We start from the raw sequence: 26,162 nt of genomic DNA on the forward strand, positions 1-26,162 counted from the left end.
GGCAAGGACCTTTCGCGCTGCGACAGCGGCCTGCGGTCAGTGCTCGGCCAGCCAGTCCTGCAGACGGGTGGTGGCGATGGTGGCGTCGGCGCCGGTGACCAGACCCGTGTCGCCGACCTTCGTGCCGAAGTAGACGGCCGCCGGGTCGGTCACGATCGGCAGCGTGCCGCCGCTGTGGGCCTGGGCCAGCTCGGCCAGCCGCGCGAAGGTCATCTTCTCGGGCCCGCCGATGTTGGTGATCCCGTCGATCGGTGCGGCCTGCGCAGCGCGCGCGACTTCGGCTGCGACATCCTTGCCGGCCATCGGCTGGATGAGACCTTCCGGCGCACACACGACGCCGTCAACGGTCAGTGAGGCCGTGATCGCCTCGGCGAATTCGTGGAACTGCGTGGCACGCACGATGGTGTAGTGCAACCCCGATCCGGTGATGATGCGTTCCTGGGCGACCTTGGCCCGCATGTAGCCGCTGTCCGGCAGGCTGTCACATCCCACGATGGACAACGCGACGTAGTGGCCGACGCCCGCTTCCTTGGCCGCGGTCGTCAGGTTCGTCGCGGACTTGGTGAAGAAGTCGAGCACCGGACCGTCGGAGAAGTCGGGCGAGTTGACGACGTCGACGAGCACGTCGGCGCCGGCCAGGGCGCCGGCAAGGCCCGCGCCGGTGAGCACGTCAGCACCGGACTCACGGGAGGCGGCCACGGTGTCGTGGCCCGCGGCGCCCAGCAGCGCGACGACCTTCGAACCGATCTGGCCGCTGGCCCCTATCACAGTGATCTTCATGAGTCATGCCTTTCATCGTTGATTTCTGTTGTGCTACAGCAGCTCTGGCAGCTATGCAGCGGTCCATCGGCCGTCAGCGGACCCGGCGATCCTTGCGGGCTTCGAGTTCGTCGTCGTCGACGACCACGAGCATCGGCATGTCCGGGTTGCAGACCATCGTGACGAGGTATCGCACCGGGATGTCCGAGCGGTTGTTGCCGTCGGAATAGTGGATGACGTCGCCCCCGGGCTCCCAGAACGCCTCCCCTGCCTTGACCACACGAGGGGCCTCGCCTTCGAGCTCGAAGAGCATCTCCCCCTCGAGCACATAGCCGAACGCCGGTCCGCCGGGGTGACGGTGCGGTGGGGCTCCGGCCCCTCCGGGCGGCCACTCGATGATCACCGTCATCACGTGCGCATCAGCCGGAATGAACGGCGGCGTGACGGTCTGGATGGTCGTGATGGCGTTGGCTATGTCGTCCGATGTGGCGAACATGTTTGCTCCTCAACTGAATTCGGCGGGGTTCGGTGGATTCAGACTCTCAACTGCACAGGGCCATGGGACCCTTGGAAGCCCGTAGTCGGTGGGTCAGAAGGCCGGGCGCCCTAGTCCCCGACGAATGTGATGGTTTCGCCGAGCGGTGCCCGGCCGGTCCGGACGTATTCGACGGCGGCGTCCTCGTAGCCGATCGACATGTCTCTGGGTACTTCTTTGTCGATGAAGCCGCGCACCGAGCGCCTGGTGGTTACTGCCTCGTAGACGTCCACGGTGAACCTGCTTTCCGGCCCGCTTCAACTGTCCACTTCAGCCTGCAGGCTGTGGTCCATCGGCGGACCCTTGGAAATTCGTGGTCACCGGCCGGCACGCCGAATCCTGTTGACGGTCCAGGTGCGACAACGCGGTACGCAGTTGCCGCCGCCCCCTCGAAACCCGCGACATCACCGTTCCCATCGGGACACCCATGAGCGCGGCCGTCTCGGCGTAGGTATAGCCCTGAATCCCGACGTAGAAGACCGCAGTACGGGCGCCATCGGGCAGCTCCGACAGCGCGGCCACGATGTCGTCGTCGGTCATCACGTCCAGCACCTCGACCTCGGCCGAACGATGGACAGCCGACCGCTCATGACCACTCACGGTGAACATCTCGAGTGCCACCTCGGCGGGACGGCACTGCCGGTACCGGTGTCTGCTGACCCAGCGGTTGTGCAGAATCCGGAAGAGCCACGCGTTGAGGTTCGTGCCCGGCCGAAACGACCCGAAGCCCTCGAAGGCGTGTAACAGCGTGTCCTGCAAGAGATCTTCGGCATCGGCTTCGGAGTCCGTCAGCCGTCGGGCACCGCGTCCGAGCGCATCGAACAACGGAACGGCCTCGATCACGAACCGGGCGGCGAGTTCGGAATCCGGCGCCGGCGCTGCCGTCACGTTCGAGGCCTCCCTGTTTCAACCAGTGACGGTGGAATCCGCCGAACTCAGACTCGTCGAGCGGCGGCCGCGGCGAACCTTTGAAAGTGCGTAGTCCCTCGACCGAATCCGTGGTGCGGGGCGGCACGGATGACTTCGCGGGGTGGCTCGCGTTCAACCCCGCGCAGGGTGAATTCCCTGCCGAACGATGCAGCCAAAGGAGACAACGTGAGCTTGGACAACATTTCCCACCTCGGGCAGACGGGGCTCGACGAGTTGGTTCCGTCGCGCTACGCGGTGCAGGTGGGCGATATCGAAGTACTGGTCATCAGCGACGGCGTACTGCCGATCACCGCATCGACATTGGCCACCACCACCCCGCCGGCCGACCTGACGGAGTGGCTGAACGACAACTTCCTGCCGCCGGAGATCGTCGACTGGCCGCTCAACGTGGTCGTCGTCCGCAGTGAGGATCGGACCATCCTGGTCGACGCCGGCCTGGGCCTCGAATTCCCGGACTTCCCGCGCGCCGGCCAGACGATCCAGCGCCTGGAGGCCGCGGGCGTCGATCTCGATTCCGTGACCGACGTCGTGCTCACCCACATGCACATGGACCACGTCGGCGGGCTGATCACCGAAGGACTCAAGGACCGGCTGCGTCCCGATCTGCGCGTCCACGCGTCGACCGCCGAGGCCGAGTTCTGGGAGGCGCCCGACTTCTCCCGCACGGTCATGCCGCAGCCCATTCCCGACGTGCTGAAGCGGGTCGCCACCCAGTTCCTGAACGAATACCGCGGCCAATTGCGGACATTCGAGACGGACTACGAGGTCGCGCCGGGCGTGCTCATCTCCCGCACCGGCGGGCACACTCCCGGCCACAGCGTGGTCCGGCTGGAGTCCCGCGGCGAGAAGCTGATGTTCGCCGGCGATGCCGTGTTCGCTCCCGGATTCGACAACCCCGAGTGGCAGAACGGCTTCGAGCACGATCCCGTGGAGGCCGCCCGCGTCCGCGTCGGCCTGCTGCGGGAGGTCGCGGCGACCGGATCGGCTCTGGTGGCAACGCACCTGCCGTTCCCCTCGGTGTGCCACGTGGCGGCCGCCGGCGACACCTTCCGGTGCGTTCCTGCGACCTGGGATTACTGACCGCTGACCACGAAACGGCCCCCGGACATGTTGTCCGGGGGCCGTTTTCGGCGCGCTCAGGCGGCCGCGCCACCGCCGTCGGCGTGCAGCGTCGAGCCGGTGATGAAACTCGAACGTGGCGATGCGAGGAACAGCACCGCCTGCGCGATCTCGGCCGGCTGCGCCGTCCGGCCCAGCGGCAGTGCGCGACCCAGCTCGTCGTTGGTGTCACCCCACTCGGCAACCACGCCCGGCGTCGCCGTCGGCCCCGGCGCGACGCTGTTGACGCGCACTCCTTGCGGCCCGAATTCCGTTGCCCACGTGCGGGTCAACGATTCCAATGCCGCCTTGGAGGCACTGTAGCTGGACGCCCCGGGTACGCCTTTGAACGCGACCATCGATGTGACGTTGACGATGCTCCCGCGTCCGCGGCGGAGCATGCCCGGTACCAGTGCTGCCACCAGGAAGTAGGCGCCGCGCACGTTGGTGTCGAAGGTGGACTCGAATGTCGCCACGTCCTGCTCCACGGTGAGCGCGCCCGGGAAGCTGGCGGCGTTGTTGACCACGACGTCGACATCACCGCATTGGCGGGCAAGGCTTTTCACCGATTCGAGGTCGGCCAGGTCGGCAGCGATGAACCGTACCCCGAGTTAGGCGGCCGCCGCGGCGCCGCTGTCAGCCGAACGTCCGGTGATGATCACCGCGGCGCCTTCGGCAGCCAGCAGCCGCGCGGTCTCGTATCCGATGCCGGCGGTCCCGCCTGTCACCAGCGCGGTCAGCCCGGTCAGCTCCGTCACTGGGTGGCCAGCCAGTCGGCCAGGTGCAGGTCCGAGATGATCGCGTCGCCGCTGGTGACCAAGCCGGTGTCACCGACCTTGGTGCCGAAGTACACGGCGGCCGGGTCGACCACGATCGGCAGGCTTTCACCGCGGTGGGCCAGCGCCAGTTTGGCCAGGCCCGCGAAGGTCAGTTTGTCCGGGCCCCCGATGTTCACGATGCCGTCGACCGGCGCGGCTTGGGCGACGCGAGCCACTTCGGCAGCGACATCGGCGCCGGCGATCGGCTGAATGAGGCCCTCGGGCACCCGTACTTCGCCGTCGACGGTCAACGATGCGGTGATCGCGTCGGCGAACTCATGGAACTGGGTGGCCCGCACGATGGTGTAGGGCAGCCCCGACTCGGTGATGATGCGCTCCTGAGCGACCTTGGCGCGCATGTAGCCGCTGTCGGGCAGACCGTCGCAGCCCACGATCGACAGTGCCACGTAGTGGCCGACGCCGGTCTCCTTCGCCGCGGCCACCAGGTTGGTCGCCGACCGGGTGAAGAAGTCCAGTACCGGCCCGTCGGCGAAGTCCGGCGAGTTGACGACGTCAACCAACACGTCGGAGCCCGCGAGGGCCTCGGTGAGGCCCTCGCCGGTGAGGACATCGGCGCCCGTGTCCCGCGACGCCGCCACGGTCTGGTGACCGGCTTCGTTCAGCAGCGCGACGACCTTCGAACCGATCTGGCCGCTGGCGCCCATCACAGTGATCTTCATCAGACACACCCTTTCGAATTGTTTCGGTTGTGCGGCTTCAACAGTGGTCGTCGACGAACGCGGGTGAACCCCGGAAAGTCCGTAGTCCGCCGGCCGTCAGTCGAGGAACACCACGTTGTCGCTGATCGGATTGCGCGGCGTATCAAGGTGGTTCGCCGGAAAAGCCGGGTCGGGGTAGCCGATCGCGATCCCGCACAGGATCGTGAGCTCCTCGGGAATGTCGAGCTGCGCACGTAACACCTCGGGGTAGAAACTGATCGACACTTGTGCACAACTCCCGAGCTCCCGCTCGGTCAATGCCAGCATCAGCGTCTGCAGGAACATTCCGACGCCCATCGCGTCGACTGCGCCGAAATCGCGGTGCATGCACACCACCCCGGCGACGGGGGCACGAAAGAACTCCCAGTTGCGCCGCTGGGCCGCCCAACGGCCTGCTGCATCGCCTCGGTCGATGCCCATCGCTCCGTACACCAGGGCACCGCTCTCGCGGCGCAGATGCGCGAACCGGGGCGGCAGACCCGCCGAGCCCACCTCGGGCGGGGTCGTATCGACGGCCGCCAGCAGCGCGTCGACCAACCGTGCGCGCCGCTCCCCGGTGACGAAGTAGACGTGCCACGGCTGGGTATTGGAGTTCGACGGCGCCCGGATCGCCAGCTCCAGCGCCTCGTCGAGCAGCTTCCGCGGAACCGGCTTGTCCGGCAAGAACATCCGTGATGAACGGCGCGACCGGACGATATCGCCGAACCCGGTCGTCATCGGACTCGCCGGTCCTTGCGGGCCTCGAGTCGGTCGTAGTCGATGACCACGAGCATCGGCACGCCGGGCGTACAGATCAGTTCGGCGCTATCGAACATTGTTGCTCCTCAGCGGAACCCAGTGATCTGGAATGCTCACGGATTCAGGATTCCCACACGGCCGGCACGCACCGGTAGGCGTTGCCCGCGGTTGCGACATGGCAGACCGACGGGAACGGCAGGTGCGTCGCAACCAGCGCCTCGCGGGTCGACGACAGCTCCTGCAGCAGCCCGACACGCACGCGCGCCGCTTCCTCGGGGTCGTGTTCGAAACCGTTGAACCAGTCCGGGTGGTCGAATCCCGCCTGCAGCACGGCGTCACCGGCGAACGTCAGGCGGTCGCCGCCGGATGCCAGCCGGACCACACTGTGCCCCGGGGTGTGTCCGCCGGTGCGACGGACCAGCACCCCCGGCGCGACCTCGTACTCGTTCTCGAATGGCCGCAACACATTGCGGTACTCGGTCAGAAACCTTGTGGCGGAAGACCGCATCGCATCCTGCATGGCGTCGTTCACCGTGGTGCGGGAAAAGTCCGGTGACTCCCAGAACTCTGCCTCGGCGGCAGCGGCGTGGATTCGCACGTCCGGGCGCAGCCGGTCTTTCACCCCTTCGACCAGGAGGCCGCCGACGTGATCGAAGTGCATATGCGTGAGGACCACGTCGGTCACGGCAGCGAGATCGATGCCGGCGGCCTCGAGGCGTTCGCCCCAATGTCCGGCCCGTGGCGTGAAGTCCTGGTAGTCGACGCCGACTCCGGCGTCGATGAGGATGGTCTGTTCTCCGCGACGGACGACAACCTGATTCAGCGGCAACGCGAGACTGTCGGATGGCAGGAACATGTCGTCCAGCCAGGCCGCCCGGATTTCAGGGTCGGCGTTGGTTGCCAAGCTCGGAGCCGACATCGGCAGTACGCCGTCGCTGATCACCACGACGTCGATGTCCCCGACCGGAAGCGCGTAGTACGACGGCACCGGTTGGTCGGGTCCCCGGCCATCGGCTGGTGCGGTGGATTCCACTGTCTCAAGCGTCATTTCGTATCCCTATCGGCGGTCCAGCACTGGGGCGGATGCCCCCAGCTGCGGTATTCAGCGTCGTCGCGATGCAGCCTGATCGGACCCTTGGAACCCCGTAGTCGAGACCGGGTGGAGCCACCCGGCGATATTGGCGACGTAGTCCTTGAAGACCGCCAGCCGCGCGGGGTCGTTCTTGATCTGTGTGCCTGGAACATCGGACACGAACGACGGTGCTCCGGCGCCGAGATCCCAGTTGTAGTCGGCAAAATGGTGGAACGTGGACTCGGCGACCACGCGGCCCATCGGCCGGCCGTCGGGACATCGCTCACCGTCGACCACGACAGCGAGATTGAAGTGCCGGCCGGTCGCGGTACTGCGGCCCGTCGCGATGGCGCGGGCGAGCGGAGGTTTCTCGGTCACCATGCCCTCATGCGGATGCGCGGGGAACCATTCGATGCGCCCACTGACAGTGCGGTCCGTGCGCAGCAGCTCGTGTGGCTCGGCGTCGACCGAAACCGGCTGGTAGTCGCCATTGGCGCCCGAGTGGTAATTGGGCCACGAGATGTTCGGGTTGTCCTGGTCGTCACACAGATCGGGGGCATCGCGGGTGTCGTCGTGGAATTCGTTGACCACGCCGAGAATTCCGAGACGGTTCAGGCAGCAGCCCAGGTCTTGGTGATCGCGCGCGGTGAGCACACCGCCGCCGCGCTCGCGGAACCGCCCGATACCGTCGGCGTCGGCCGCCGTCAGACCGTCGCCGACGTCGACCGCGAGCAGCCACAACTGGTCGAAATCGAACTCGTCCAGACGGCTGAGCACCGGGTCGTCGGTAAGGCATGCCCGATTGCGTGCGGTCACCTGGTGACCGCACGCCCTCAACTCGTCTGCCACCATCGAAAACCGGCTGACGTCCCAATCGTCGGCGCATTCGGTGATCGTCGTCTGTAACAGGATGCGGGACACGGAACTCTTTCACTTCAAGGATTTACGCGGAATGTGATCAGCATGGCCGCTCCCGGACCGCGGCGGACCCTTGGAAGTACGTGGTTCGGTGGCCCAGTTCAGCGCGCGGGGAACAGCGTGCGCAGCTGCCGCCGCGAGGTGATCCCGAGCTTGACGAAGACTTTTCGTAGATGCCATTCGACGGTGTGGGTGCTGATGAACAGCTGGGCACCGATCTCCTGGTTGGTCAGACCGCCGGCGGCCAGTTCGGCGATCTGGGCCTCCTGCGTCGTCAGCTCGTCACCGGAACTGACCGGCTCCTTGCGGACCTTCTTTCCGGCGGCGATCAGCTCGCGGCGCGTGCGCTCCGCGAACGCCTCGGCCCCCATCCGGTTGAGCATCTCGAACGCCGCCGCGAGATGCTCCCGCGCTGCCACGCGACGGTTCATGCGGCGCAGCCATTCCCCGTAACACAGCTGGGCCCGCGCCTGCAGAAAGACAACGCCGGTGCGCCCGAGCCGTTCGATGGCCTCGGTGTACAGGGCGTCGGCGTCTTCGTCGTCGGCCACCAGGGCGCGCGCGTGGGCGAGCGCCCCCAGTCCCCAGTCGGTGCCGCTGGCACCCGCACGCGCAGCCAGCCGCTGCACTGCCCACTCCGCGGTGTCCTTGTCGCCGATGCGCGTTGCCGCCTCGACGAGCTCGATCAGGCCCCAGCAGTAGAAGCCCAGATCGTCGTAGTCGCAACAGTTCCTGGCCGCCGCGAACGCTTCGGCATAGCGCCCGAGTCCGTTGTAAACGACAGCCGAAAGAAACCCCGTGACCCCGAGTACCCGTCCTTCGCCGCGGGCAGCCGCATCGGCCGCCGCGGACTCGATGAGGCCGACTGCGTCACCCGCGACCCCACGAAACGCCGCCAACGACAGCGAGTGGTACCGCAGCGGTGCATAGTCGGTCGCCGCCGAGATGACGGCGGCCTCAGCGATAAGTGCTGCCGCCGTATCGAATTCGCCTGCCAGCAGATGCACACCGGCCCCGAAGGCGAGTGCGGGCGGAAGCGCGGCCAGGGCGCCGGCGTCACGCGCCTGACGAATCACGGCGGTGGCCAGCAGCCGGTGGATGCCGTCATCCCAGATCTCGCCGACGGCCGATTCCTGAACAATGGCCAGTCCCAACGGCATCCACCGCAGGAGCTGACCGTCGGCATCCTGCGCGTGCCGGCACATGAGGTCCAGCGCGGCGCGCATCTGTTCGGTACCACCGCCGGTGACGATGCGGCTCGCCACCCCGCTCAGCAGCAAGTCCACCGGCCGATGCAGCTCGGCCGCACCGCCGAGTGCAGCGCCCGCGGCCTCGGCCACCTGTACCAGCATGCCCGGCCCACCGAGCCGGCCCGCATACATCGCCGCGGCGAGCGCCTCGAGATATGTCTCGTGGGCAAGGTCAGCATCGAGCGTCTCGAGATCTCTTGCCGCGGCAAGCAACTTCTGCACGGAGTCGCTCAGCGGCGGCACGCCGGGCCCGCCGCCGCGGCTGCGGGCGAACTGCATCTCGGCCCGCAACCGATCCACTTGCGCCCGTTGCAGATTCGTCAGTGGCCCGAGTTCGGCGATCGCCAGGAGTTCATACGCCGCAGCCGGTGCCGCCGCGTCACGCTTGGCCTGCGCCGCCGCGAGCGCCCGTGCCGCGCGCAGGACCGGGTCCGCGGTGAGCACCGTCGCACGTTCCAGGAAGGCCGCCGCCGCGGCGACGCCGCCTTTACTCTTGGCCCGGCCGGCGGATCGCTCCAGATCCGCGGCCACCGCGTCGTCGGGCCCCGCCGCCGCGTGGGCGAAATGCCAGGCGCGACGGTCGGGATCCTGCCGGGGATCTGTGGCCTCGGCCAGAGCCCGATGTACCGACCGGCGCGCGTTCACGTCGGCCGCACGATAGACAGCCGAACGCATCAACGGATGGCGGAACCGCACGCGCGCGCCGAACTCGATGAGTCCGGCCGCCTCGGCCGGCGCCAGCGCACCGACGGACAGTCCCAAAGTCGTTGCGGCCCTCTGGAACAGCGCCGCGTCCCCAACCGAGTCGGCGGCGGCGAGGAACAACAGTTGCTGGGCAGCCGGTGGCAGCGCCTCGACGCGACGCCGGTAGCCGTCCTCGACCTGCCTCGTCACGCTGCGCCCGGTGCCCATGTTCCAGAAGCCACCGGCGAGCTCGGCGGCAGAGACACTGCGGGGAACCTCGAGGAGCGCCAGCGGGATCCCTCGTGTCTCAGCGACGACGCGGTCGCGCACCCGTTCGTCGACCCTCCCCAACAGCACCGAGTCGAGCAGGTCGCGAGCGTCGGCATCCGACAGCCCCGTCACCGCCAGCTCCGGCAGCGTCCCCAGCGCCTCCGCTCCGGCATCACGGGCCGCGAACAGCAGCGCAACGGGCTCAGCGAGCAAGCGCCGCGCAACGAAGGCGAGAGTCTGCACCGACACCTGGTCGAGCCACTGCGCGTCATCGACGAGGCACAGCAGGGGCTGGTCGGCAGTCGCCGCGGCCAGCAGGCTGAGCACCGCGAGCCCCACCAGAAACCGATCGGGCGCCGCCCCCACGCCCCGACCGAAGGCCACATCCAATGCTTCGCGCTGCGGCGTCGGCAGCTCGTCGAGGTGATGCAGCAGCGGTGCACACAGCTGATGCAGGCCCGCGTAGGCCAGCTCCATATCGGACTCGACGCCCGTCACCTGGATGCGGCGAAATCCGTCGGCCGTCTCCGCCGCATGCCGCAGCAGCGCGGTCTTTCCGACCCCAGCCTCGCCGCGCAGCACCAGCACCTGGCTGCCACCGGCCTGCGCGGTCGACAACAGACCGCGCAGCGTCGCGATCTCTCTATCGCGGCCGCGCAAGGCCGGCCCGCGACCCTGGCTCAACATTGGCATCACCGTATCTAGTTGCTGTCAGCAGTCTTACCAGACACAAAAGTGCCCCAAAACCGGAGTTCTGGGGCACTTTCGCGTCTGCTGGTGCAGAGAAGAACTAGCCCTTGCGAGCCTTGATGGCGTCGGTCAGCTGCGGGCTGACGTTGAACAGGTCGCCCACGATGCCGAGGTCCGCGATCTCGAAGATCGGGGCCTCTTCGTCCTTGTTGACCGCGATGATGGTCTTGGACGTCTGCATACCGGCGCGGTGCTGGATGGCGCCCGAGATACCCAGGGCGATGTACAGCTGCGGGGCAACGGTCTTACCGGTCTGGCCGACCTGGAACTGACCGCCGTAGTAGCCCGAGTCGACCGCGGCACGCGAGGCACCGACGGCACCGCCGAGCGAGTCGGCCAGGGCCTCGACGACCGCGAAGTTGTCGGCGCTGCCGACACCACGGCCACCGGCGACCACGACGCTGGCCTCGGTGAGCTCCGGACGGTCACCGGCGACAGCCGGCTCGCGCGAGGTGATCTTGGTGGCGTTCTCGGCCTGGGCCGGAACCTCGACGTTGACGACCTCGCCGGCGCCAGCTGCCGGGGCGGCCTCGATGGCACCCGGACGGACTGCGATGACCGGGAGCACGTCGTTGGCCTGTGCCTCGACGGTGTAAGCGCCACCGAAGATGCTGTGCACGCCAACGCCACCGGCCTTGACGTCGATGACGTCGACCAGCAGGCCGGCACCCAGGCGAGCGGCCAGACGACCGGCGACCTCTTTGCCCTCGGTGCTGGCGACGGTCAGGACCGCTGCCGGGCCGGCGGACTCGACGAGCGCCTCCAGCACATCGACGGTGGGGGTGACCAGGAAGCTGGCCGCGTCAGCCGACTCGGCGACGTAGATCTTGGCCGCGCCGGCGGCCTTGAGGGCGTCGGTCAGCGGGGCGGCGGTGCCCGGGGCACCCACCACCACGGCAGCCGGCTCACCGAGCACGCGAGCGGCGGTGATCAGTTCGGTGCTCACCTTCTTGAGGGCACCATCGGCGTGCTCGACGAGCACAAGTACTTCAGCCATGCGTATTTGCCTCTGTGTCTTTCGTGGAAGTTTCGGTGGGGTGGGGGCTAGATCAGCTTCTGAGCAACGAGGTACTCGGCGATCTTGTTGCCGCCCTCGCCCTCGTCAGCGATCTTCTCGCCCGCGGCCTTGGCCGGCTTCGGCGTCGACGACAGCACCTTGCTGCTGGCGTTGGCGACACCGACCTCGTCGGCCTCGACACCGATCTCAGCCAGGGTCAGCACGGTGACCGGCTTCTTCTTGGCAGCCATGATGCCCTTGAACGACGGGAAGCGGGCTTCGCCGATGCGCTCGTTGACACTGACGACGGCGGGCAGTGCGGCCTCCAGGCCGAAGACGCCCTCGTCGGTCTCGCGCTCGCCGGTGACCTTGCCGCCCTCGACGGAGATGCTGCGCAGGGAGGTCAGCTGCGGCAGGCCCAGCAGCTCGGCGATGACCGCGGGAACCGCGCCACCGACACCATCGGTGGACTCGTTGCCACCGATGACCAGCTCGGCGCCCTCGATGGTGCCCAGGGCGCGGGCCAGGGTCCAACCGGTCTGCACGATGTCCGAGCCCTTGAGCTGGTCGTCCTTCACGTGCACCGCGTTGTCGGCGCCCATGGACAGAGCCTTGCGGATGGCCTCGGTGGCCCGCTCCGGTCCGACCGTCAGCACGGTGACGGTGCCGGCGCCGCCGGCGGCCTCTTCCTTCTCCTTGATCTGCAGCGCTGCCTCGACGGCGCGCTCGTTGATCTCGTCGAGCACCGCGTCCGCGGACTCGCGGTCGAGGGTGAAGTCGCCGTCGTTGAGCTTGCGCTCCGACTCATAGTCAGGGACCTGTTTGATCAGGACCACGATGTTCGTCATGGGTGTGGTTCGTCCTCCTCGATGAGGCCGGCGTCGGCCTGGCATTCACGATTCACGCAACGACCAACATGTTACTACTCGGTAACTTATGTGGCATGGCGCAGGAACACCATAGCTGGTCGAGCGCCGCCCGAGGATGCCGCCTTTTGTTTTCTTGACCACACTTGAACCGGTTCGGCAACATGGCAGAACCAGCAGGTGGGACGGCCCAACCAATTGGGCCTGGTAGTTCAGCGACCACTCTGCACTAGCCTGCCTATCTAATGAGCACTTTTCCCGAAACCCAGCCGGACAGCCACGCGGCACCGTCAGTGCCAGTCATGCCACTGACCGGTGAGCGCACCGTTCCGGATCTGGCCGAGGAGAACTACTGGTTCCGCCGCCATGAGGTGGTCTACCGGCGACTGGTCGACCGCTGCCGCGACCGCGACGTCCTGGAAGCCGGCGCCGGCGAGGGCTATGGCGCAGATCTCATCGCCGACGTCGCGCGCCGCGTGATCGGACTGGATTACGACGAGTCCTCGGTGGCGCACATCCGCGCCCGCTACCCGCGGGTCGAGATGCTGCACGGCAACCTCGCCGCGCTGCCCCTGCCCGACGCCTCCGTCGACGTGGTGGTCAACTTCCAGGTCATCGAACACCTGTGGGACCAGGGCCAATTCGTCGCCGAGTGCCTGCGGGTGCTGCGTCCGGGTGGCGTCCTGCTGATGTCGACGCCGAACCGCATCACCTTCACGCCCGGCAGCGACGTCCCGCTGAACCCGTTCCACACCCGCGAACTCAACGCCGCCGAGATGACCGAGCTGCTGACCGAACAGGGCTTCGTCATGGAAGCCATGCTGGGCGTCTATCACGGCGCCGGGCTGCGTGCGCTCGACGCCCGGTACGGCGGCTCCATCATCCAGGCGCAGATCGACCGCGCCGTCGCCGACGCACCGTGGCCGGCGGACCTGCTGGCCGACGTGGCCGCGGTGACGATCGACGACTTCGATCTGCTGGATGCCGCTGCCGCCGACCTCGATATCGACGACAGCCTCGACCTGGTGGCAATCGCGGTGCGGCCGTGAGTGATTCGTCCAGCGCGCCCGTACCGGGGATGTTCACCCTGGTGCTGCACACGCACCTGCCGTGGCTGGCGCACCATGGCCGCTGGCCGGTCGGCGAGGAGTGGCTGTACCAGTCGTGGGCGACGGCGTACCTGCCCCTGACCCGCGTGCTCCGCGAGCTGGCGGAGGAAGGTCGCGGCCACCTCCTGACCCTGGGCATGACGCCCGTCGTCACCGCTCAACTCGATGACCCGTACTGTCTGGCCGGCATGCAGCAGTGGCTGTCCAACTGGCAGCTGCGGGCGCTGGAGGCGACCACCGTTCGTGACGGCGGCGGCGCCCCTGAGACCTTCAACTCACCGGAAGCGTTGCGCGCCTTCGGTATTCACGAGCACCAGCAGGCCGGTGCGGCACTCGCCGAGTTCGCCGACCTCTGGCAGCACGGCGGTAGCCCGGTGCTGCGGCAGCTCATCGGCGCGGGCACCATCGAATTGCTCGGCGGCCCGCTGTCGCATCCGTTCCAGCCGCTGCTCAACCCCCGGCTGCGGGAGTTCGCGCTGCGCGAGGGCCTGGCCGACGCCGGCGCCCGGTTCGCGCACACCCCCGGCGGCATCTGGGCGCCCGAATGTGCGTACGCCCCTGGCATGGAGACCGGCTATGCGGCCGCCGGCGTCACCCACTTCATGGTCGACGGCCCGTCGCTGCACGGCGATACGGCGCTCGGCCGCCCTGTCGGTGAGTCGGACGTCGTCGCCTTCGGGCGCGACCTGCAGGTCAGTTACCGCGTGTGGTCCCCCAAGTCCGGCTACCCGGGGCACCCGGCCTACCGGGATTTCCACACCTACGACCATCTCACCGGGCTCAAACCCGCCAGGGTCACCGGCCGCACCGTCGCGTCGGAGTCGAAGGCGCCCTACGAGCCGGAACGGGCCGTCGCGGCCATCGACGCGCACGTCGCGGATTTCGTGAACACCGTTCGGCGCCGGCTGATCTCGGAGTCCGAGCGCATCGGACGCCCGGCCCACGTGGTCGCCGCGTTCGACACCGAGCTGTTCGGGCACTGGTGGCACGAGGGACCGGAATGGCTGGCGCGGGTATTGCGCGCGCTGCCCGAGGCCGGGGTCCAGGTCGGCACCCTCTCGGACGCGATCAACAACGGCTTCGTCGGCTCCCCGGTCGAGCTGCCGCCGAGCTCCTGGGGTTCGGGCAAGGACTGGCAGGTCTGGTCGGGTGAGCAGGTCGCCGACTTCGTCACGCTCAACGCCGAGGTCGTGGATACCGCGCTGACCACAGTGGACAAGGCCCTGGCCCAGGATTCGGCCTACCCGGCACGGGACCGCGTGGCCGACCAGATCCTGCGCGAGGCGCTGCTGACTGTCTCGAGCGACTGGCCCTTCATGGTCAGCAAAGACACCGCGGCGGAATATGCTCGCTATCGCGCGCATCTGCACGCACACGCCACCCGGGAGATCGCCGGTGCCCTCGCGTCTGGACGGCGCGATCAGGCCCAGACGCTCGCGGAGGGTTGGAACCGCGCCGACGGACTGTTCGGCGCCCTGGACGCGCGGAGGTTGCCGCGATGAGCGCTTGCGCGAAGAGCAGAGGGCACCGATGAAAATCCTCATGGTCTCGTGGGAGTACCCACCCGTGGTGATCGGTGGTCTCGGACGCCACGTCCACCATCTGGCCGTCGAACTGGCCGCCCGCGGCCACGAGGTCGTGGTGCTGTGTCGCCGGCCCGCCGGTACCGACCCCAGCACGCACCCCACCACCAACGAGGTGCACGAGGGTGTGTGGGTGATCTCCGCGGCGCTCGATCCGAACGAGTTCACCTTCGGCACCGACATGATGGCCTGGACGCTGGCCATGGGGCACGCCATGGTTCGTGCCGGCCTGAGCCTGCGCGACTGGACGCCCGATGTGGTGCATGCCCACGACTGGCTGGTCGCGCACCCCGCCGTCACCCTGGCCGAGTTCTTCGACGTGCCATTGGTCTCCACCATCCACGCCACCGAGGCCGGCCGGCATTCCGGCTGGCTCTCCGGACCGGTGAGCCGGCAGGTGCACTCGCTGGAGTCCTGGCTGGTGCACGAGTCGGACTCGCTGATCACCTGCTCGGTGTCCATGGGCGAGGAGATCACCGAGCTGTTCGGGCCCGAGCTGCCCGACGTGAGCGTCATCTGCAATGGCATCGACACGGCCGGCTGGCCGTTCGCGATGCGGCGCAAGCACGACGGCCCGGCCGAGCTCCTGTTCGTCGGCCGGCTCGAGTACGAGAAGGGCGTGCACGACGTCATCGCCGCGCTGCCCCGCATCCGGCGGACCCATCCCGGCACCACGCTGACCATCGCCGGCGACGGCACGCAGTACGACTGGCTGGTCGAGGAAGCCCGCAAAGCCAAGGTCACCAAGGCCGTCAATTTCGTTGGCCGCGTGGATCATTCAGGCCTGCTGGAGCTGCTGCACCGGGCCGACGCCGCGGTCCTGCCGAGCCACTACGAGCCGTTCGGCATCGTGGCACTGGAGGCCGCCGCAGCCGGCACGCCGCTGGTGACCTCCAACGTCGGCGGGCTCGGCGAGGCCGTGATCAACGGCAAGACCGGCGTCTCCTGCCCGCCGCGGAACGTCGGCGCACTGGCGGCCGCGGTCCGCAAGGTGCTCGACGATCCGCCGGCCGCGCAGCAGCGCGCCCTGGCCGCCCGGGACCGGTTGAACCACGACTTCTCGTGGCAGCACGTCGCCGCCGAGACGTCGGACGTGTACCTGGCCGCCAAGCGCGGCGAACGCCTGCCACACGCCCGTCGTCCCATCGTGGAGCGCCCGCTACCCGACCGCGGCTGAGGGTTTCTCCGCGAGCTTCGCTTGACGGATATACCCCCCGGGGGTACAAACGGCAGTGTGTTCACTCGCCGTAGTTTCCTGATCGCGTCTGCCGTCACGGGCGCGTCCACCCTCGCCGGGGTCGCCGCGTGCGGCAAGACGCCGTCCCCCGCCGCGGCAAGTGGCATCGACCAGAAGGCCGTCGCCGCCGCCGMGGCGGCCCGCCCGCACACCGGCCGCACCGTCTCCGTGGCACTGCGCCCGCAGCCGGCCACCGTCGACCTCGGCGGCGTCACCGTGCAGACCCTCGCGTACGGCGACCAGGTGCCCGGCCCGCTGATCCGCGCGTCGGTGGGCGACGAGTTGGCAGTCCGCGTGTCCAACGGCCTCGACCATGACACGTCGTTGCACTGGCACGGCATCGCGCTGCGCAACGACATGGACGGCGCGTCGCCCGCGACACCGAACATCAAGCCGGGCAACGACTTCACCTACAACTTCTCCGTCCCGCACGCCGGCACCTACTGGGCGCATCCGCACACCGGGCTCGACGCGGACTACGGGCTGTACCTACCGGTGATCGTCGACGACCCAGCCGACCACGGCCGGTACGACGCGGAATGGATTGTGGTCCTTGATGACTGGACCTCAGGCGCCGGCAAGTCACCGCAGCAGATCTACGACGGCCTGCGCGCCATGGGCAACATGGGCGGGCACGACATGAGCAGCATGGGCGACATGCCCATGGCGACGAGCGCGCTGCTCGGCGGCGACGCCGGTGACGTCAAGTACCCCTACTTCCTCGCCAACGGCCGCATTCCCACCGCACCAACAGTTTTCAATGCCAAGCCGGGACAACGAATCCGGCTGCGCATCATCAACGCCGGCGCCGACACCGCGTTCCGGGTAGCCCTGGCCGGGCACCGCATGACCGTCACGCACACCGACGGATTCCCGGTCGACCCGGTGGACGTGGACGCACTGCTGCTGGGCATGGGCGAGCGCTACGACGTCATCGTCACCGCGGGCGACGGGGTCTTCCCGTTGGTGGCAGCCGCCGAGGGCAAGGACAGCGCCGCCCGCGCCATCCTGTCGACCGGCGCGGGCACCGCGCCGGAGCCAGCATTCCGGCCCAAGGAGCTGACCCAAAAGGTCGGCACCGTCGCCGATTTCACCGCCACCTCAGCCGTCGACCTTGGACCGCTCACGCCGGACGTCGCGCTGACCGCGGAACTCACCGGCTCGATGATGAAGTACGACTGGGGTATCAACGGGCGGTCGTTCGACAACCGGCAGGCACTGACCGTCCGTCAGGGCCGGCGCGCCACCATGACCTTCACCAACTCGACGACCATGTGGCATCCCATGCACCTGCACGGGCACACCTTCCAGGTGCTGCAGGCCAATGAAGGTGCGGTCCGGCGCGGCCCACGCAAGGACACGCTGATCGTGCTACCCAAGCAGAAGGTGACCGTCGCACTCATCGCGGACAACCCCGGCGAATGGATGCTGCACTGCCACAACGCCTATCACCAGGAGGCAGGCATGATGACGACGCTCAACTACACGAGCTGACTACCGAGAGCTCTTCTTGCGTTCGATGTCGGCCAATGCCCGGGCGAGTTCCTCGCGCTCGGCGGCCGAGGTCTCCCAGTCCAGCTTGCGGTTCCTGACCACCTTGGCCGGTGCACCGACGGCAATGGAGAAGTCCGGAATCTCGCCCTTGACCACCGCGTGGGCACCCAGCACGCAGCCGCGGCCGATGCTGGTGTTGCGCAGGATCGTCACCTTGGCGGCAACCCAGGTGTCCGGACCGATCCGCACCGGGCCTTTGACGATGCCCTGGTCCTTGATCGGCAGCTCCATGCTGTCCATCTTGTGGTCGAAGTCGCAGACGTAGCACCAGTCGGCCATCAGCGCCGAATCACCGAGCTCGATGTCCAGGTAGGTGTTGATGACGTTGTCGCGGCCCAGCACCACCTTGTCGCCGAATCGCAGCGACCCCTCGTGACAGCGAATGGTGTTCTTGTCACCGATGTGGACCCAGCGGCCGATCTCCATCTGCGCCAGCTCGGGCGTGCACTGAATCTCCACGCCTTTGCCGAGGAACACCATGCCGCGCGTGATGATGTGCGGGTTGGCCAGCTTGAACTTGAGCAGACGCCAGTACCGCACGAGGTACCACGGGGTGTAGGCCTTGTTGTCGAGCACCCATTTCAGCGACTCGCGGGTGAGGAAGCGCGCCTGTCGCGGATCGCGCAACCGCGAACCCCGCCATCGTTTGTGAATCGGTGCGCCCCACATCGTCGTCATGGCCGGAAAGCCTACGCGAGGCGAAATCGGACATTCGCCGGTCTCGGGCTAGTCTCGGGACTCGATGCCTGCACACCGAATGCGCCGTCTTGCCGCCAGCACGGCCACTGTCGCCACCACCCTGCTGACCTCGGCGGCCGCCCTGACCATTGCCGGGTGTGGCAACACCGACTCCTGGGTCAAGGCCCATCCTTCGGACGGCTGGCCGGCACAGTACGGCGACGCCGCCAACAGCAGCTCGACCACGCTGGCCGGGGCAAGCAGCTTGAAGCAGGACTGGGCCCGGTCGGCCAAAGGCAACCTCGGCGCCCAGGTGATCCTCGGCTCCGGCAACTATCTGGCGATCAATGCGCAATCGGCCAACGGTTGCTCACTGATGGTCTGGGAAAGCGACGAGCACGGCCGCCAGCGCTGGTGCACGCGCCTGTGGCAGGGCGGCGGAATGTCCAGCCCACTCTTTGATGGCTTCGACAACATGTACGTCGGGCAACCGGGCGCGATCATGTCGTTCCCGCCGACCCAGTGGATCCGGTGGCGCCAGCCGGTGATCGGGATGCCGACGACGCCGCGCATCCTGTCGCCCGGCCAGCTCCTGGTGGTGACGCATCTGGGCCAGGTGCTGGTGTTCGACGCGCACCGCGGCCAGACCATCGGCGCCCCGCTGGATCTGGTCAGTGGCGTCGATCCCGCCGACTCGGCGCGCGGCCTCGCCGATTGCCAGCCCGCCAAAGCGGCCTGCCCCATCTCGGCGGCGCCCGCGTACTCCCCCGACACCGACATGGTGGTGCTGGGTCTGTGGCAGCCGGGCGCTGACGCCCCCGCCCTCGTCGGGCTGCGCTACCACGAGGGCCAGACGCCGCTGCTCAGCCGCGAATGGACCAGCACCGCGGTCGGCGGCGGCCCGATCGCCAGCCCGGTGCTGTCGGCCGACGGCAAGACCGTCTACGTCAACGGCCGCGACCAGCACCTCTGGGCGCTGAACTCCGCCGACGGCAAGGCCAAGTGGTCCGTCAACCTCGGCTTCCAACCGCAGACGCCGCCGTCGGTGACGCCGGACGGTCTGGTGGTCGCCGGAGGCGGGCCGCAGAGCAAGCTCACCGCGGTCAAGGACAAGGGCGACAAGGGCGATGTGGCGTGGTCCCGCAACGACGTCGAGCCGCTGACGACGTCCACGCGCGCCGGTAGCGACGTCGGGTACGTCGTGGTCCGCGACGGTGATCACGGCCAGGCATTGCTGGTCTTCTCCCCCGCCGACGGCCACACCGTGAACAGCTACCCCCTGCCGGGTGCCACCGGCTGGCCGGTCGGGGTGTCCGTCGGTCACGACAAGCGCGTCGTCACAGCGACCAGCGACGGTCAGGTCTACGCTTTCACGCCTGCCTGATCAGGGATTTGTGCACGAAAATCCGCGGCCTGCGCGGAAAATCGTGCACAAATCGCTAGGCCAGCATCGCGTCGACCGGGGCCCGGGGCACCGTCACCTGCACCGCACCGGCGGATTCCGGCAGCACCTGGCCCTGGCTGAAGAAGAAGATCAGCGAGTCGTTGGTGAGCGCGAAGTTCTGGTAGGTGTCGGGGTCCAGGCCGGCCGACGGTGGCAGCAGCACCGGCTGTGCGGACTGTCTGACCAGTTCTCCTTGGACCATCGGCAGGATCACCGGAAACGGTTGTGCGCCAGGGGCGAACAGGGTGTCGATGGTGATCGGCTTGCGCTGGTTCTGGTCCCAGTTGAATGACTTGTAGAACGTCTGCGGGTGCGCACCACCGACGTCCTGGAACGTCTTGAACACCACCGACTGGGTGCTGCGGTTCGGCGTCGTGGAGCTGTGCAGGGTCGCCGTGGTGTCCAACTCGTATGAGGTCTCGTGCGGCCCGGGCATCTTGGCGACGTTGACGTACCCGTCACGCGTCTGCGTGATGTAGTCGACCACGGCCTGCTGATCCGGGTAGTCGATCGGGTAGCTGATGTTGAGCGCGTAGCCGCGTGAGGTGTCGCGAATCTGGCACATCCGCGAGCCGTCGACGACACCGGCCAGCTCCGCGCATTTCGGCGGGTTCGCGGCTGCCAGAGGCACGCCGAGCCAACCGACAGCGCCTGAAGCAGCGATCACTGCGGCGAGTACGGGAAGGCGCATCTGGTGAATCCTCCGGGGGATGAATGAATGGCGGCACATCGCCGCCGGTTCCAGCGTACCTGTCAGCCCCACCCGGACCGGGCATGATCTGCGACCAGGTGGTTCAGCGCGATGGGCGGCAAATGAAGGCCGTCGGCCGGGCCGCGGCACCGGTCCCGATACGGGTGATCACCACCGACAGCTGCACACCCGAACGCTGGAGCTTCAGCTTGGACCGCAACGCATCCGGGTCGACGTCGACGCCGCGAATCAGGATCTCGACGGCCGACGCCCCATGCGCGGAGAGCGCCTGGCGCAGCCGCTTCTCGTTGTAGGCGATCTGCTCGATGACCTCGAATCCTCTTGTACCGCTCGGCAACTCGTCGCCAGACAGGTAGGCGATCGCCGGATCCAGCTGCCACAGGCCATGCCGCGCCGCGTAATGGCGGACCAGACCGGCTCGCACCACCGCGCCATCGGGGTCGACGATCCACCGCCCCACGGGTGCGCAAGGGCAGTCATCGGGGTCTGTATCGGTGAATTCCTCGGCTACCCGGCCTGTTTTGTCCAGCACGGTGGCCCGGCGGGTGACCCCGGATGCGGTCAGCCCCGGCGACCACAGGCAGGCCTCCCGGACGCTGCCGGCCAGTGACGTGATCTGCACCTCGCCGCGGAATCCCAGCTCGGCCAGCTGACCGAAATCGACGCCGGGAGCGCACTTCACCACCAGGTCGCGGCCCTGGTACACCTCGAGCAGCTCGTCCAACGGCGGCGCATAGTCACGGGGGTCGAACTTGCGGCGCCCGGAGCTGCGCCGCGCCGGGTCGACGACCACCACCGCGTCCCGGGTCACCGGGCGCAGCGCGTCGGCGCGGCACAGCAGCGCATGGTCGCCCACGTTGTGCTGCGCCATGGCCAGACGGACCGCATCGAGGTCGCTGCCGATGAGAAGAGACGCCGAATCACCCGAATCGCTCAGGGCGGCAAGCTCTGTCCCGACCGAACACGTCGCGTCGTGCACGACGCGGCCGGCCAGCCGGCGTGCGCGATGCACCGCGACGGCCCCGGCGGTGGCCTGCTGTAGCGCCTCGTCGGTGAACAGCCAGCCGCCGACGTCGCCGAGGTCGGCCAGTTTGGCGGCAGCGCGCCGGCGCAGCAGCACCGTCTCGACCAGCACCGCCGCGCGGTCGCCGAAACGCGAACGCGCCCAGGCGATGTCGGATACCCGATGGGCGTCGGTCAGCGGCCGGGCGGCCACCTCGACGAGCGCCTCCTGACCGGCTCCGGTCAGGTAGGCGACATCGTCGAGCGTGAAGGCGTAACCGCTCACGTCGGGAGCGTCAGATGCGTCAGGGACGCCGTCAGGACGGCTTGACCCCGGTGATCATCACGTTGTAGAACCAGCCCTTCGGCACCACGCGGCGCCACACGTTGGCGTCGAACCAGCTCAGCGTGGTCCAGCCGCCGAAAGCGAACTTGGCCCACTTGAAGCCGAGCTTGCCCTGGGGCACGGTCGACTCGAAGGTCCGCACCGGCCAGCCCAACATGGCGGCGGTGAATTCCTCACTGGCGGTGGCGACTTCGACCGCACCGGCGTTGGTCGCCATGCGCTCCAGGTCGGCGGGATCGAAGGTGTGCAGGTCGACGATCCACTCCAGCGCCGCGGCGCGCGAGTTCTCGTCGAGCTCTTCCTGCGGACGGCGCCAGGACTCCAGCCCGGGCAGCTTCATGGCCGCGACGGTGGTCTTCCAGGTCAGGTCGGCCAGGCGACGGGCGTAGAAGTTACCGACCGTGGTGGGCTCGCCGGCGAAGATGAACCGGCCGCCCGGCTTGAGCACCCGGACCACCTCGCGCAGCGACAGCTCGACATCGGGGATGTGGTGCAGCACCGCGTGTCCGACGACCAGGTCGAAGGTGTTGTCCTCGTAGGGGATTCCCTCGGCGTCGGCGACGCGGCCGTCGATGTCCAGGCCGAGTGCCTGGCCGTTGCGGGTGGCGACCTTGACCATGCCCGGGGACAGGTCGGTGACCGAGCCACGGCGGGCGACGCCGGCCTGGATCAGGTTCAGCAGGAAGAAGCCGGTGCCACAGCCGAGCTCGAGGGCGCGGTCGTAGGGCAGCTCACGCTGGACCTCGTCGGGGACGATGGCGTCGAAGCGCCCGCGGGCGTAGTCGATGCACCGCTGGTCGTACGAGATCGACCACTTGTCGTCGTAGCTCTCGGCTTCCCAGTCGTGGTACAGGACCTGCGCCAGCTTGGTGTCGTGGCGTGCCGCCTCGACCTGCTCGGCAGTCGCGTGCGGGTTGGGTGCCTGGTCAACTACGTCGGACACCTGGGTGGCTGCCTCGGCTGCCGCGACCTCAGACGTCTGGTCGGTACTCGTCATGCAGGTCAGCCTAACTGCCCGGTCACCGTGAGTTCACATCCACGGTTCTGTACATGGATCGAGCAGCGGTTCAGCGAACCCCGAACGCTGCCTTTGCTGTGGCCAGCGCCTCGGGCGAGGAGTCCAGGAACCTGCGCGCCCACTGCTGCGCCTCGTCGTAGACGTGGTCGGGAGCCACCAATTGGTCGATCAGACCCAGCGACACCGCTTCCTCAGCGCCGGCGAACCGGCCGCTGAACACCAGGTCCTTGGCCCGGCTGTCGCCGACGGCCGCCGCCAGCCGCGCGGCAGCGCCCTCGGCCGGTGCCCGGCCGGACAGGATCTCCGTCGACCCGACCTTCACGTTGTCACCGCTGATCCGCCAGTCCGCCGCCAGTGCCAGCGTCAGACCACTGCCCAACGCGTAGCCGGTTACGGCCGCGACGGTGGGCCGCGGGATGGCGGCGACGGCGTCGACCGCGGCACGGCAGACCGCGCCCGCGACGCGCGCTTCGGCCGCGTCGAGCGTGCTGGTCTCGTGGTCGTCGTCACCGGTGCAGAAGACCTCGTGGCCGCCGTACACGATGACAGCGTTGACGTCGGACCGCTGCCCCAGCTCCTCGGCGGCCACCCCGATCTCCCGGCACATCTGGCGGGTCAGCGCGTTGAGCGGGGGCCTCGCCAGCAGCAGGGTGCCGATGCCGTCGGTGACGTGGACCTGGACGAACTCGCCGATGTCCATCACTGCGCCCTACCGCCGCGAGCGGCCTTGTACCGGTCGGCGTCGAAGAACTCGATGTCCCAGCTGCCTTCGCCCATGGTGAGCACGGGTTCGATCGGCTCGATCTTCCGCTCGTCCTTGAGCAGTTCACCGACCGTGCGGCCGTCCAGCGAGCTGAGCTGGGTCCAGGTGGGCGGCAAGAGGAACGAATGCCCTTGCGCGAACTCCTGCAGCGCGGCTTCGGGTGTGCGCCAGGCGACGTGGTCACTCTCGGTGTTGTTGCCGTCGGCTCGCTGTCCGGCCGGCAGGGCGCCGACGAAGAAGAACGTGTCGTAGCGGCGGGTGCGTTCTTCCTTTGGTGTGATCCAGTTGGCCCACGGCCACAGCAGATCGGCGCGCAGCACCAGCTTCTCGCCGGCCAGGAACTCACCGAACGACAGCTCGCGGCTCTCGAGCGCGACCCGCGAGTCGTGGTACACGGAGCTGTCGGAGACGATGCCGTCCGGGTCATCGGCCGGCCCGGCGAACAGCACGCCGGACTCCTCGAAGGTCTCCCGGGCGGCGGCGCACACCAGCGCGCCGGCCAGCACCGGGTCCACTCCGAACTTCTCGGCCCACCAGGTGCGGTCGGGTCCGGTCCAGGCGATATCGGCGTCGCGGTCGCGCTCATCCACGCCGCCGCCGGGGAACACCGTCATGCCGCCGGCGAACTCCATCGACATGGTGCGGCGCATCAGGAAGACCTCGATGCCAGGGGCACCGTCGCGCACCAGCATCACGGTCGCGGCCGGCCTCGGATGCAATGGGTCTGGTTCGGTCATAAACGCCTCCTGTGCGCCGCGCGGCTGCGGGTACGACGGGCGAAGTACCGCCCGTCGATGTACTCCAGGGCGATCGACTGACCGAAGGCCTGGGACAGATTTTCGGACGTCAGCACGTCGGTCAGCAGACCTGAGGCGACGGCCTGGCCTTCAGAGAGCAGCAGGCAGTGCGTGAAGCCCTCGGGGATCTCCTCGACGTGATGGGTCACCAGGACCAACGCCGGTGCATCCGCGTCAGCGGCGAGGTCCGCCAGCCGGGCCACCAGTTCTTCCCGGCCGCCGAGGTCCAGTCCGGCCGCCGGCTCGTCGAGCAGCAGCAGTTCCGGGTCGGTCATCAGCGACCGCGCGATCAGCACCCGCTTGCGCTCGCCCTCGGAGAGCGTGCCGTAGCGGCGGTCGGCGAGGTGTTCGGCACCGATGCTCTCCAGGGTGTCGAGCGCGCGGTTGTAGTCGACGTCGTCGTACTGTTCGCGCCACCGGCCCAGCACCGCGTAACCGGCGGAGACCACCAGATCGCGCACCACTTCGTCGTCGGGTATCCGCTGCGACAGGGCCGAGCTGCTCAACCCGATCCGGGACCGCAGCTCGGACATGTCGGTGCGGCCCAGCCGCTCGCCGAGGACGAACGCGGTGCCCGACGTCGGATGTTCGACGGCGGCCGCCATGCGCAGCAGCGACGTCTTTCCGGCGCCGTTGGGGCCGAGGACGACCCAGCGTTCGTCGAGTTCCACCGACCAATCGATCGGACCGACCAGGGTGGCTCCGCCGCGGCGCAGCGTGACCCCGGAGAATTGGATCAGGAGGTCGTCATCGGCGGAGTCGATCAGCTGGTTGGAGTCGGGCGCGACATCTGGTCTTGCGGGGTTGTTGCTGAGGGCGCCGGGCACTCGCTCATCGTAGCCACGGCCGGTTCGACGTCCGATTGGCCGGCCCGGTCCCCCACCACGTGCGCCCATCCGCTGGCCGCGAGCCAGCGAGCCGGGGTGCACCGCAGCACCAGTTGCACCAGCGGCCCAATCCCCAAGGCGTACACCACGGTTCCGACGCCGACGGTGCCGCCCAGCAGCCAGCCGGCGGCCACCACGGTGACCTCGATGGTGGTGCGGACCAGTCGCACGGACCATCCGGTCCGGGCGACCAGCCCGGTCATCAGACCGTCGCGTGGACCCGGTCCCATCCCGGCACCGATGTACATCACGGTGCTCACCGCGTTGAGCACCACGGCGCCGACCATCATGACCGTGCGCACCGGCAAGGTCGTCGGCTCCGGCAGCACCGCCAGTGTGGCGTCGACGGTGATGGAGAGAACGATGACGTTCGCGACGGTGCCGACACCGGGCCGGTTGCGCAGCGGGATCCAGCCAAGCAGCACCACGACGCCGACGAGCGCGGTGGCGCCACCGATGGTCAGCCCGGTGTGCTTGGCCAGGCCCTGGTGGAAGACGTCCCACGGGTCCAGGCCGAGACCGGCCCGCACGAACAGCGCCATCGACACGCCATAGCCCGTCAACCCTGCCAGCAGCAGCACCGAGCGCATGACAGCGGTCGTGGCCCTGCGTCCGGATGTGCGTGCCG

25 protein-coding genes and 1 pseudogene are annotated in these 26,162 nt (G+C 68.3%); 6 read left to right on the forward strand and 20 right to left on the reverse strand.

All coding sequences use genetic code 11. The features are described from left to right. Positions 1-36: 36 nt before the first annotated feature. From AC1U2B_RS07055 to AC1U2B_RS07070, 4 genes are all read right to left on the reverse strand, one after another. Complete coding sequence (locus AC1U2B_RS07055) at positions 37-780, reverse strand: SDR family oxidoreductase (protein ID WP_480216229.1); 744 nt, start codon at positions 778-780, stop codon at positions 37-39. Between the two features lie 73 nt (positions 781-853). After that, on the reverse strand, positions 854-1,255 hold the full coding sequence (locus AC1U2B_RS07060; RefSeq protein ID WP_480216230.1) for a cupin domain-containing protein: 402 nt from the start codon (positions 1,253-1,255) through the stop codon (positions 854-856). Between the two features lie 110 nt (positions 1,256-1,365). Continuing rightward, on the reverse strand, positions 1,366-1,527 hold the full coding sequence (locus AC1U2B_RS07065; RefSeq protein ID WP_480216231.1) for a hypothetical protein: 162 nt from the start codon (positions 1,525-1,527) through the stop codon (positions 1,366-1,368). A gap of 37 nt (positions 1,528-1,564) precedes the next feature. Continuing rightward, a complete protein-coding gene (locus AC1U2B_RS07070; protein ID WP_480216232.1) occupies positions 1,565-2,182 on the reverse strand; it encodes a sigma-70 family RNA polymerase sigma factor in 618 nt (205 codons plus the stop codon). A 207-nt stretch (positions 2,183-2,389) separates the two neighbouring features. Here AC1U2B_RS07070 and AC1U2B_RS07075 point away from each other — a divergent pair, with 207 nt between their 5' ends. Then, on the forward strand, positions 2,390-3,304 hold the full coding sequence (locus tag AC1U2B_RS07075; protein WP_480216233.1) for an MBL fold metallo-hydrolase: 915 nt from the start codon (positions 2,390-2,392) through the stop codon (positions 3,302-3,304). Between the two features lie 56 nt (positions 3,305-3,360). Here AC1U2B_RS07075 and AC1U2B_RS07080 read toward each other — a convergent pair. The 8 genes and pseudogenes from AC1U2B_RS07080 to AC1U2B_RS07115 all read right to left on the reverse strand — a co-directional run bounded on the left by AC1U2B_RS07080 (position 3,361) and on the right by AC1U2B_RS07115 (position 12,386). After that, positions 3,361-4,080 (reverse strand): annotated as a pseudogene (locus AC1U2B_RS07080) (SDR family NAD(P)-dependent oxidoreductase). Continuing rightward, positions 4,077-4,820, reverse strand: coding sequence for an SDR family oxidoreductase (locus AC1U2B_RS07085; RefSeq protein ID WP_480216234.1), 744 nt, complete (start codon positions 4,818-4,820; stop codon positions 4,077-4,079). Before AC1U2B_RS07085 ends, AC1U2B_RS07080 begins: the two are co-directional and overlap by 4 nt. Positions 4,821-4,916: 96 nt before the next feature. Then, positions 4,917-5,576 carry a nitroreductase gene (locus AC1U2B_RS07090; protein WP_480216235.1) on the reverse strand — a complete coding sequence of 220 codons (660 nt, stop codon included), beginning with the start codon at positions 5,574-5,576 and terminating at the stop codon, positions 4,917-4,919. 142 nt (positions 5,577-5,718) lie between these two features. Continuing rightward, positions 5,719-6,645 carry an MBL fold metallo-hydrolase gene (locus AC1U2B_RS07095; RefSeq protein ID WP_480216236.1) on the reverse strand — a complete coding sequence of 309 codons (927 nt, stop codon included), beginning with the start codon at positions 6,643-6,645 and terminating at the stop codon, positions 5,719-5,721. 54 nt (positions 6,646-6,699) lie between these two features. Further along, positions 6,700-7,590, reverse strand: coding sequence for a hypothetical protein (locus AC1U2B_RS07100; protein WP_480216237.1), 891 nt, complete (start codon positions 7,588-7,590; stop codon positions 6,700-6,702). A 98-nt stretch (positions 7,591-7,688) separates the two neighbouring features. Next, a complete protein-coding gene (locus tag AC1U2B_RS07105; protein WP_480216238.1) occupies positions 7,689-10,478 on the reverse strand; it encodes a helix-turn-helix transcriptional regulator in 2,790 nt (929 codons plus the stop codon). 103 nt (positions 10,479-10,581) lie between these two features. Then, complete coding sequence (locus AC1U2B_RS07110; protein WP_418005685.1) at positions 10,582-11,538, reverse strand: electron transfer flavoprotein subunit alpha/FixB family protein; 957 nt, start codon at positions 11,536-11,538, stop codon at positions 10,582-10,584. 47 nt (positions 11,539-11,585) lie between these two features. Beyond that, complete coding sequence (locus AC1U2B_RS07115; RefSeq protein ID WP_418005684.1) at positions 11,586-12,386, reverse strand: electron transfer flavoprotein subunit beta/FixA family protein; 801 nt, start codon at positions 12,384-12,386, stop codon at positions 11,586-11,588. Positions 12,387-12,649: 263 nt separating this feature from the next. On the opposite strand from AC1U2B_RS07115, the gene AC1U2B_RS07120 reads away from it, so the two are divergent. Genes AC1U2B_RS07120 through AC1U2B_RS07135 form a run of 4 tightly spaced genes read left to right on the forward strand, consistent with a single transcriptional unit; the run spans position 12,650 to position 17,827 of the window. Then, a complete protein-coding gene (locus AC1U2B_RS07120; RefSeq protein ID WP_480216239.1) occupies positions 12,650-13,453 on the forward strand; it encodes a class I SAM-dependent methyltransferase in 804 nt (267 codons plus the stop codon). 29 nt (positions 13,454-13,482) lie between these two features. Further along, complete coding sequence (locus tag AC1U2B_RS07125; protein ID WP_480216591.1) at positions 13,483-15,015, forward strand: 1,4-alpha-glucan branching protein domain-containing protein; 1,533 nt, start codon at positions 13,483-13,485, stop codon at positions 15,013-15,015. Between the two features lie 28 nt (positions 15,016-15,043). After that, positions 15,044-16,273 (forward strand): glycosyltransferase family 4 protein, encoded by a 1,230-nt coding sequence (locus AC1U2B_RS07130; protein WP_043987813.1) that lies wholly within the window; start codon positions 15,044-15,046, stop codon positions 16,271-16,273. 57 nt (positions 16,274-16,330) lie between these two features. Further along, on the forward strand, positions 16,331-17,827 hold the full coding sequence (locus AC1U2B_RS07135; protein ID WP_480216240.1) for a multicopper oxidase family protein: 1,497 nt from the start codon (positions 16,331-16,333) through the stop codon (positions 17,825-17,827). On the opposite strand, the gene AC1U2B_RS07140 is transcribed toward AC1U2B_RS07135, so the two are convergent. Next, positions 17,828-18,565 (reverse strand): acyltransferase, encoded by a 738-nt coding sequence (locus AC1U2B_RS07140; protein WP_043395209.1) that lies wholly within the window; start codon positions 18,563-18,565, stop codon positions 17,828-17,830. Positions 18,566-18,629: 64 nt separating this feature from the next. On the opposite strand from AC1U2B_RS07140, the gene AC1U2B_RS07145 reads away from it, so the two are divergent. Beyond that, a complete protein-coding gene (locus AC1U2B_RS07145; protein ID WP_480216241.1) occupies positions 18,630-19,949 on the forward strand; it encodes a BamB-related PQQ repeat family beta-propellar protein in 1,320 nt (439 codons plus the stop codon). A gap of 55 nt (positions 19,950-20,004) precedes the next feature. Here the strand turns inward: AC1U2B_RS07145 and AC1U2B_RS07150 are convergent, their stop codons facing one another. The 7 genes from AC1U2B_RS07150 to yczE all read right to left on the reverse strand — a co-directional run bounded on the left by AC1U2B_RS07150 (position 20,005) and on the right by yczE (position 26,124). Next, a complete protein-coding gene (locus AC1U2B_RS07150) occupies positions 20,005-20,700 on the reverse strand; it encodes an esterase (protein WP_043395207.1) in 696 nt (231 codons plus the stop codon). Positions 20,701-20,803: 103 nt separating this feature from the next. Further along, a complete protein-coding gene (locus AC1U2B_RS07155; protein WP_480216242.1) occupies positions 20,804-22,009 on the reverse strand; it encodes a THUMP-like domain-containing protein in 1,206 nt (401 codons plus the stop codon). A 31-nt stretch (positions 22,010-22,040) separates the two neighbouring features. Further along, the gene (locus AC1U2B_RS07160; protein ID WP_043987816.1) at positions 22,041-23,066 is read right to left on the reverse strand and encodes a class I SAM-dependent methyltransferase; all 1,026 of its coding nucleotides are present in this window, start codon (positions 23,064-23,066) and stop codon (positions 22,041-22,043) included. 70 nt (positions 23,067-23,136) lie between these two features. Beyond that, positions 23,137-23,787, reverse strand: a complete 651-nt coding sequence (locus AC1U2B_RS07165) for an enoyl-CoA hydratase (RefSeq protein ID WP_480216243.1) — start codon at positions 23,785-23,787, stop codon at positions 23,137-23,139. Further along, entirely contained in the window at positions 23,787-24,587 is an 801-nt protein-coding gene (locus AC1U2B_RS07170; RefSeq protein ID WP_480216244.1) for an NUDIX hydrolase, read from the reverse strand. The genes AC1U2B_RS07165 and AC1U2B_RS07170 overlap by 1 nt, the downstream gene beginning before the upstream one ends. Beyond that, a complete protein-coding gene (locus tag AC1U2B_RS07175; RefSeq protein ID WP_480216592.1) occupies positions 24,584-25,414 on the reverse strand; it encodes an ABC transporter ATP-binding protein in 831 nt (276 codons plus the stop codon). The genes AC1U2B_RS07170 and AC1U2B_RS07175 overlap by 4 nt, the downstream gene beginning before the upstream one ends. After that, entirely contained in the window at positions 25,411-26,124 is a 714-nt protein-coding gene (gene yczE, locus AC1U2B_RS07180) for a membrane protein YczE (RefSeq protein ID WP_480216593.1), read from the reverse strand. Before yczE ends, AC1U2B_RS07175 begins: the two co-directional genes overlap by 4 nt. Positions 26,125-26,162: the final 38 nt, after the last annotated feature.

The organism is Mycolicibacterium sp. P4_G11 (genome assembly GCF_056555145.1).